This window comes from Komarekiella delphini-convector SJRDD-AB1, assembly GCF_014831675.1.
Taxonomy (GTDB): domain Bacteria; phylum Cyanobacteriota; class Cyanobacteriia; order Cyanobacteriales; family Nostocaceae; genus Komarekiella.
On the sequence record NZ_VJXY01000112.1, the window covers coordinates 1 to 7,340 of the forward strand.

The 7,340-nt window shown below is 46.5% G+C and carries 8 protein-coding genes; 6 read left to right on the forward strand and 2 right to left on the reverse strand.

Going from position 1 to position 7,340, the window contains the following annotated elements; translation table 11 throughout:
• Positions 1 to 205 precede the first annotated feature (205 nt).
• The 6 genes from FNW02_RS36755 (at position 206) to FNW02_RS36775 (ending at position 6,515) form a co-directional block, all read left to right on the forward strand.
• Complete coding sequence (locus FNW02_RS36755; protein ID WP_191762408.1) at positions 206 to 520, forward strand: hypothetical protein; 315 nt, start codon at positions 206 to 208, stop codon at positions 518 to 520.
• The gene (locus FNW02_RS36760; RefSeq protein WP_431356851.1) at positions 517 to 3,648 is read left to right on the forward strand and encodes a plasmid replication protein, CyRepA1 family; all 3,132 of its coding nucleotides are present in this window, start codon (positions 517 to 519) and stop codon (positions 3,646 to 3,648) included. Before FNW02_RS36755 ends, FNW02_RS36760 begins: the two co-directional genes overlap by 4 nt.
• Positions 3,649 to 3,676: 28 nt before the next feature.
• The gene (locus FNW02_RS40380; RefSeq protein ID WP_431356852.1) at positions 3,677 to 3,922 is read left to right on the forward strand and encodes a hypothetical protein; all 246 of its coding nucleotides are present in this window, start codon (positions 3,677 to 3,679) and stop codon (positions 3,920 to 3,922) included.
• Positions 3,923 to 3,971: 49 nt separating this feature from the next.
• Positions 3,972 to 4,790 (forward strand): hypothetical protein, encoded by an 819-nt coding sequence (locus tag FNW02_RS36765; protein ID WP_225226251.1) that lies wholly within the window; start codon positions 3,972 to 3,974, stop codon positions 4,788 to 4,790.
• A gap of 200 nt (positions 4,791 to 4,990) precedes the next feature.
• The gene (locus tag FNW02_RS36770) at positions 4,991 to 5,251 is read left to right on the forward strand and encodes a restriction endonuclease (protein WP_348535519.1); all 261 of its coding nucleotides are present in this window, start codon (positions 4,991 to 4,993) and stop codon (positions 5,249 to 5,251) included.
• 304 nt (positions 5,252 to 5,555) lie between these two features.
• Positions 5,556 to 6,515 (forward strand): tyrosine-type recombinase/integrase, encoded by a 960-nt coding sequence (locus tag FNW02_RS36775; protein WP_191762410.1) that lies wholly within the window; start codon positions 5,556 to 5,558, stop codon positions 6,513 to 6,515.
• A gap of 10 nt (positions 6,516 to 6,525) precedes the next feature.
• Here the strand turns inward: FNW02_RS36775 and FNW02_RS36780 are convergent, their stop codons facing one another.
• Positions 6,526 to 6,774 (reverse strand): hypothetical protein, encoded by a 249-nt coding sequence (locus tag FNW02_RS36780; protein WP_191762411.1) that lies wholly within the window; start codon positions 6,772 to 6,774, stop codon positions 6,526 to 6,528.
• A gap of 117 nt (positions 6,775 to 6,891) precedes the next feature.
• The coding region (locus FNW02_RS36785) for a tyrosine-type recombinase/integrase (protein WP_191762412.1) at positions 6,892 to 7,340 on the reverse strand (449 nt) is incomplete at its 5' end.

Genomic DNA, 7,340 nt, shown 5'->3' on the forward strand with positions numbered 1-7,340 from the left:
TTTCACAGCACCTATATTCACGACACCTACAAAAAATCGCGATCGCTGCTACTCCTTGACTCATTAATCGCATAAATGCCTGTAATCATTATGGAGCATAGCTTAGAGCTTTTCTTAGTGCCATTCGGGTAAAGGGCAAGGGGAAAATACAAGACCTTTACCCCTGACCCCTGACCCTTTACCCGACTTCTTTTTGAAGTCTAGTATGCACCTATCCGATAGGGCGATCGCAATCATTGCTTGTAATACGAATGATTACAAACAAATCTTAATCAAACAAAATCAGTTAGCCCAAGCGGTACAGGAGTTAGACCAACAAGCGGAGCTATTGCTGTTGATTTCCCCAGACCAAAATTTTGTGTTTGGCACAGTGTTGTCAACGCTTGAGAGTTTCAGTACCCATATCCTTTTGAGAGAGCAGAAGCAAAGGAGTAGGATAGTTCCAGTCATAGCAACTTTTGAAAAGTTTGCAATTACCAACTTTCAAGAGCGCTCCCTAACGGGCGGGGGCATCAGATGAAAGCAGCGACAACTGAATATCCTAACAATCTCACTGCGACTGAGTATCATGAACTAGCAGTTGGTAGTGCGATTCATCCGGCGCTGATCGAGAGCAACTTCTTCCACATAGAAGGAGAATCAGTCTACGATTTCCTGTTCATCTCCCCCCTGCTCCCCCGGAAAAATGCAGGTCGAGTCACTGATGCATACTTGAAACTGTACCAGCATTTGCTGTTGGGGGGGACATGGATTCAATCCCTCGACCCATTCAAAAACTGGCAACCAATGGAGTGGGGACGGATTAAGCCGAACTTTCCCCGCATTGATTGGCAGAAAGGTAAGCCTGTTAAGTACGAGTCTCCTCCCAAAACTGCTAACCGTGTCACGTATTTTGATGTTGCTGATTGTATCTGGGATCAAGTTGCACGGCGGTACAACATTAAACGGTATCACTCACCCCTGGCGCTGCGGTTATTAGATCTGTTGCGGCCACTGATCTTCTGGGAGTGGGTAATCGCTCAAAGAGAAATCCCGATAATACTTTGCGAAGGTGAGAAGAAAGCCGCTTGCTTGCTTAGTCTAGGGTTTGTAGCGATCGCACTCCCTGGAATTTGGAACGGGCGAGTTGGCAAGCTGGATTTTGATGAACGGTTGCATCCTGACTTAGTACCATTGGCTCAGGCGGGACGCAAGTTCATTATATTATTTGACTACGAAACTTCTTCCAATACCCGTTGGTCAGTTTTTCAAGCAACGGTTCGCACTGGTAGAGCAATCGAGTCCCAAGGTTGTGTTTGTGAAGTGGCATTGCTGCCAGGGCCAGAAAAAGGCGTTGATGATTTTGTGGTGTCAAGGGGTGCGGATGCGAATGCCTTACTGAGCGCGATCATTGATGATGCCAAAAGCCTTAAAGATTACCAGCGTTCATATCGGGCTAAAAAATGGGGACTTAATAAGTACAAACCAGATGTGACAGTCAATATTAAATATCTGTCTCAAGCCTTGTGCATGAGCGATCTGGAAGAAAAATGCTCCGAAATTGGAGAGCTTTATGAGATAAAAACAGAAGAACTGTTCACCCCTTCCCTTAATCCTCGGTATTCCTCTACCTCTGGCCGCTCTACTTTCCGCTTTCCTAAATCAGGACTTGTGATTTTATGGAGCGACATGGGCACTGGTAAAACCGAGCTAATGCGCTGGTGGCGTGACCAAAATCCTTCAGCAAGATTTCTTAACAACGGGCATCGCGTAAATCTGCTGAAAAATCTTGCCGAACGCTTGGGAACTGCCATGTATTCAGAACTGGGTTACGTGGGGTTAGCCAAAGCCACAGCTCTCAGCATTACTATTGATAGCTTGCACAAGCTCAACACTCAAGCCCTCACCTACGGCTGCATATTTATTGATGAGGCCTGCCAGTATCTCACGCACCTACTACACAGTAATACTTGCAAATCACATCGGGCAGCAATCTTGGAAGTGCTGGAATATATAGTATACAATGCGCCGCTGGTGGTCATCGCTGATGCACACATGGATGACCTGACGGTAGACTTCTTTCGGGCAATGCGGCCACCAGGTGAAGTACCGTACATTATCAAAAACGAGTGGCGCAATGGCGATCGCACTATTTACTGGTACGAGGGGGATAATTCCAGCGCCCTAGTCGCCCAAATCTCGGCGGCACTAATGGCAGGACAGAAAATCATGGTGGTTTCTGACTCCAAGCGTTTCATCAAGAAACTTGAAAAATCACTCTCCTCCAAGTGCGAAGAATCTCCTAACTCTTCCCCGTCTCCTACACTCACAAAATGGCGAATCTGGTCTGTGCATTCAGACAACTCCGGCAGTGAGGAGAACATCGCTTTCATCAAAGATATTACCAACGCCGTCAAAAACTTGGATGCCTTGCTCACCTCCCCCAGCTTGGGAACTGGTGTAGATATCTCCCAATATCATTTTGATTTGGTGTTTGGTGTTTTTCACGGCGTTTCCCAAACGGCAACCGAATGTGCCCAACAGTTGTATCGCTATCGCCCCAAAGTTCCATTTCATGTTTGGGTGGCTCCTCGCCCTCCCTTCGGTTACAAAGATACCAACGCCACAAAAATCAAACAGCGATTGCTTCAAACCAACGAGATGACTGCTTTTCTGTTGCGAATTGACCGCAAAACAGGAGCGCGGGGAGCAGAGAAAGATTGGGCGCTAGAGGCATACTGTCAAATTCAAGCTAACCGTCACTATTCTCTCAATAATCTGCGGGATGATCTGCGATCGCTGCTTACGGAAATGGGCAATACCATAGTATCAGTGGGGAGTGACGATGATCACCAATCTCTAGAATCTCTAAAAGTTGCGGCATCGGCTTTGGACATTGCCCATTATTCAGCTGTTGCCAGGGCCAGTAATATTACTTTGAGTGAATACCGCGCCCGTCAGAGCAAAGATTACCTGACACCCCAGGAAGTTTTTGAATGTGAAAAGTTTCGCATATTTGATTCCTACGGGATGGATGTCACCCCAGAACTGGTTGAATTAGATGACGGCGGTCGGTTAATTAGAGCGATCACTTCTCTAGAAGCAATTTTATTAGAGCCAGAGGGAGTAATTAAAGATGATGCAACTGGTAGAGAATACCCATCTCCTCCCAAACTTGTCACGGATAAAGACCGAACTGAACGAGAAAAACTGTTTTTATGCATCGACTGGGGGAATTATTCAGCTCGTTGGTTGGCACGATTTAACTTGGGTTTGCATCACGTTCTCCATCGCTTAGTCACCGGTTCAGAAATTATGGCCACTGACCCGGAGTTAATTAATATGATAGCGATCGCTGTTGATTGTGCGGCTCATATTAAAGCAATTCTTGGTTTTACTGTCCCTAGTGATTGTGAACCGATATGGCTACTGGCCACAATGCTTGAGCAGCTGGGGCTAAAGTTATCCTGTCGCAAGCAGGGTAAGCGTGGTGAACAGGTGAAAATTTACTCGCTCTCTCAAGAGGAATTGGACTTTGCTCATGCAGTCATCGCTCACCGCCAAAACAAGCGGGAATTGAGCGCATCTTCCTTCTATTATCAAGCTACAATCCAGACTGAGTACGGGATTGAGCCGAATAGCTCTCCCGTATCCACCCCCCCCCCATAATGCTATAGGGAACCCCCTATTGGGGGGGGTGGATACCACGCAATTACATAAGTCCACTCCTACAAAAGATTGTGTGCAAATGCTCCGAGATGGCATTGCCAAAGGGGTAGACGCAATCAAAGGCATCCTCAAACGTTGGGGCGAAGATTTGCGCTGGCAGACGGTGCTGGAATTAGAAGCTCTAGCAGCTCCGGAACTGCGGCGAGTGGAGCAAGCTGTACCCCAGTTTTATCAGTGGCTATCGGAGGAGGTGCTACCGATAGAGGGCTATTGAACTGATTTGACCACAAATTTTTAATCCCAAATTGGAGCCTGTTAGTACTATGCTTCAGGAAATGCAAAGAGCCGATATCACTGTTGAGTTAGACAATTTTGACCAGTTGAGCCAGCAAGAAGAACGCGATCGCTTATACCTAGAACGGCGGGTGGAAAGGGCGTTTTCTGAAGCGGGCAAAGCTTTATTAGAATTACGCGATCGCAGGCTGTATCGCTCAACTCACAAAACCTTTGAAGAATATTGCAAGGATAGGTTTGCCTACAACCGCCGACAACCTTACCTATTGATGGACGCGGCTATTGTTTTTGATAACTTGGAGCAAAAATGTGATCAATTTGATCACATTTTGCCGACAGCAGAGGGACAAGTCCGCCCAATGACTAAACTTGAACCCCAGCAACAACAGGAGGTATGGCAAGCCGCAGTCCAGGAGGCTGGCGGGAAAGTGCCGACTGGTAGGATCGTCAAAGACGTTGTGCAGCGCATCATGGAACGAACCAAAGTCCCAAATACCTACCAAGTTGGCGAAGTCTGCCAGATTATTGCCAAGGATAATCCCGATCTCCGAGGTAAGGGCGGGTGCTGGGCCATTGTCAGCCACTTGGGTGATTTTAGCTGTACCGTGAAGCTTTGGGATGGAGAATATACATTGAGAGTTGACCATTTAAAATCAATGAACTACACAAATTCGGAATGTCAGGATATGCAATCACTTAGCGTTCGCATTAACAGACTACGAGACAACGAGAACTTAGAAGAAGCTGCCCGTGCTGTTCTGAAACACCTAGGAGAACTAAAGCGCCCTTACTTGACGGGGTTTGAAGCAGAACTTTTGAGTTTCATAGAGTCAAAATGCCCCAACTAATATTCATAGCGTTAGCCCTATTACTGGCGGTAGCCATCTGGCTGCTACTAGTAGCTCCCAAGCGCAAGCGTTACATACCCAAACGCAAGCAGCGCAAGTAGAAAAACATCAACACTGCTGATAATGTACTTGCCAGACTGCACCAAATCATCAGAGAAAATTCCCAACCACTACCGTTTGTTCTGGCGTACCTGCGAAAGATAGACCCGTTTGTATTTGAAGAGTTGCTGCTAACTTGCTTTGAACGCCAGGGTTACAACATTCGTCGCAATAAACGCTATACCGGGGATGGTGGTGTGGATGGTTGTATTTGGTTGCACGGTTCGCTGTACCTAGTTCAAGCCAAGCGGTACAAGGATGCCATCAACCCTGTGCATGTGGAGGAGTTTGCCCAAGTTATTGCCCGTCGCGGTGCTGCTGGCGGTTATTTTGTCCACACGGGCCGGGCTGGGGACAAGTAGAGGGATTTGCTACGGCGGCATACAAGGATTCAGGTGGTAAGCGGACAGAAGTTGGTTGATTTTATTGGGAGGTCTGTATTAAGGAGTAAAATTTTCTTCTTTGTAAGCGCGTTTATTTCTATTGCCATCAAATCGTTACACTGTCAATGTTTGTGCTTAGAGTCGAAAAAATAGGTTATGGAAACTGGCATTTACCAAAACTATTTTTGAGGGTAGTGAGCGATCGCTCTGTTGTCTATTAGTGGGAAAATAATGATGAGTGAAATGCGCTTGACCTAATAAAGTGGTGTAGCGCAGTATTGTCATGGCAGAGCAATCGACACGACAATTTGATTTGGTGCTTGTGACACCGCAGCCGCTAACTCTTCACCCGGCTGCGGTCTATTTGTCGAGTTTGACTAGTGGGTCACGACGAACAATGCAGAAGGCACTAAATGTAATTGCGCGATTACTGACTAGTGATAAGTGTGATGCATTATCGTTAGATTGGTCAAAGTTGCGTTACCAGCACACAGCAGCAATCCGAGCGGTGTTGATGGAAAAGTACGCTCCTGCCACTGCAAACCGAATGCTTTGTGCAATGCGGCGAGTACTTAAGGAAGCTTCACGCTTAGGGCTGATGAGCGCGGATGATTACGCTGCATCTGTGGATCTCAAGCGTGTGCAAGGTGATTCTCCTTTGAGGGGACGGCTATTAAAAACCAGTGAAATTGCCGCACTTTTGAGCGATTGCAGGAATGAGCCTCATTATATTGGTGTAAGAGATGCAGTACTGATTGCTATTCTCAGTGGCTCTGGATTGCGGCGTGCGGAGTTGGTAGCATTAGACAGACGAGATTACAAAACAGAGGATGGTTCTTTGCAAGTCCGCAAGGGCAAAGGGGGGAAGTCGAGGACTGTGTATTTACCAACCGGAGCAGTATCCGCTCTAGATGCTTGGCTTGACGTCAGAGGGAATGCGCCTGGAGCATTAATTTGTCCTGTAAGACGTGGCGGTCATGTACACATTGGGCGGATGACTGACCAAGCGGTGATGACTATTCTCCGCAAACGGGCGTTAAGTGCTAAGGTAGCAAATTTTAGCCCACATGACTTTCGACGCACGTTTATTAGTAATTTGTTAGAAGCTGGTGTAGATGTTTTGACAGTTAGCCGACTGGCAGGACATGCCGACCCAGCAACAACGCAAAAATACGATTTGCGTTCTGAGGATTCTAAACGCGAAGCTGTCCAATTATTGCACGTTCCCTATGATGATTGCTAAACAATAATGACTAGCCCGAAAACGGATCAGAGAAATACCGAAGATAAGCAAATCGGACATACTCTCCAAAGTTTTTGGGGTTTTGTTTCAAAATGTTTTGGTGTTCTCCAAAATTCAGGTTGTATCCGTTCGGTAACTGAATTTGAAACCGCTTAGACAGCTTTGGTATTTCTTTAAGCTGTTGCCACTTTTCGGTTGTCATTGGAGATGAGAAGACAGCAATTAAATCTCCTCTGTTATTTCGCAACAAGACTTCCATGATTAGCGATTAATCCCATTACACATGCCCAACATTTATCTCTCGTGTTCCTTTTAAGAGCTAGACTTCCTCCTGTATCCATCAAGCTCCCGTTATCGGTGAATTAGGCGTTTGAGTTTATAGGTCGGGATAACTTTTTAAACCGATGTTATCTTTTGGAGATAGTGTTGCTAAGAAAGACACAGCACCTAGAACTTGTAGCGGACGAACCTCTAAATATGTGTGAAGCTCTCCCAGACTGCGATGTCCCGAAACTTCGGCGATAACTCTCAACGGAACTTGATTATCACTCATAGAAGTTAGTGCTGTTCTTCTAAAGCTATGGGTACTTACCCCTTCAATACCTACGTTAGCACAAGCTTCCCTGAGTATTTTGGCTGCGGAATCTGAGATGATATGTCCGCGCCCATGCCTTCCGGGAAACAAATACATTTCCCCAGCTTCGGGCTGGTACTCTATCAACAGACCTTGCAAATCTTCAATAATCGGAATGGAGCGAGTGGCAAGTTTCCCCTTAGTGTTAGCCTTGCGAATCGTCAGGTGCGATCGCACTTGTCCATTCACAT

Bases quoted from the DNA above. Each gene is read 5' to 3' on its own strand.
- FNW02_RS36780 (WP_191762411.1), bottom strand. From the start codon at position 6,774: ATGGAAGTCTTGTTGCGAAATAACAGAGGAGATTTAATTGCTGTCTTC.
- FNW02_RS36775 (WP_191762410.1), top strand. From the start codon at position 5,556: ATGGCAGAGCAATCGACACGACAATTTGATTTGGTGCTTGTGACACCG.
- FNW02_RS36760 (WP_431356851.1), top strand. From the start codon at position 517: ATGAAAGCAGCGACAACTGAATATCCTAACAATCTCACTGCGACTGAG.
- FNW02_RS36765 (WP_225226251.1), top strand. From the start codon at position 3,972: ATGCTTCAGGAAATGCAAAGAGCCGATATCACTGTTGAGTTAGACAAT.
- FNW02_RS36755 (WP_191762408.1), top strand. From the start codon at position 206: ATGCACCTATCCGATAGGGCGATCGCAATCATTGCTTGTAATACGAAT.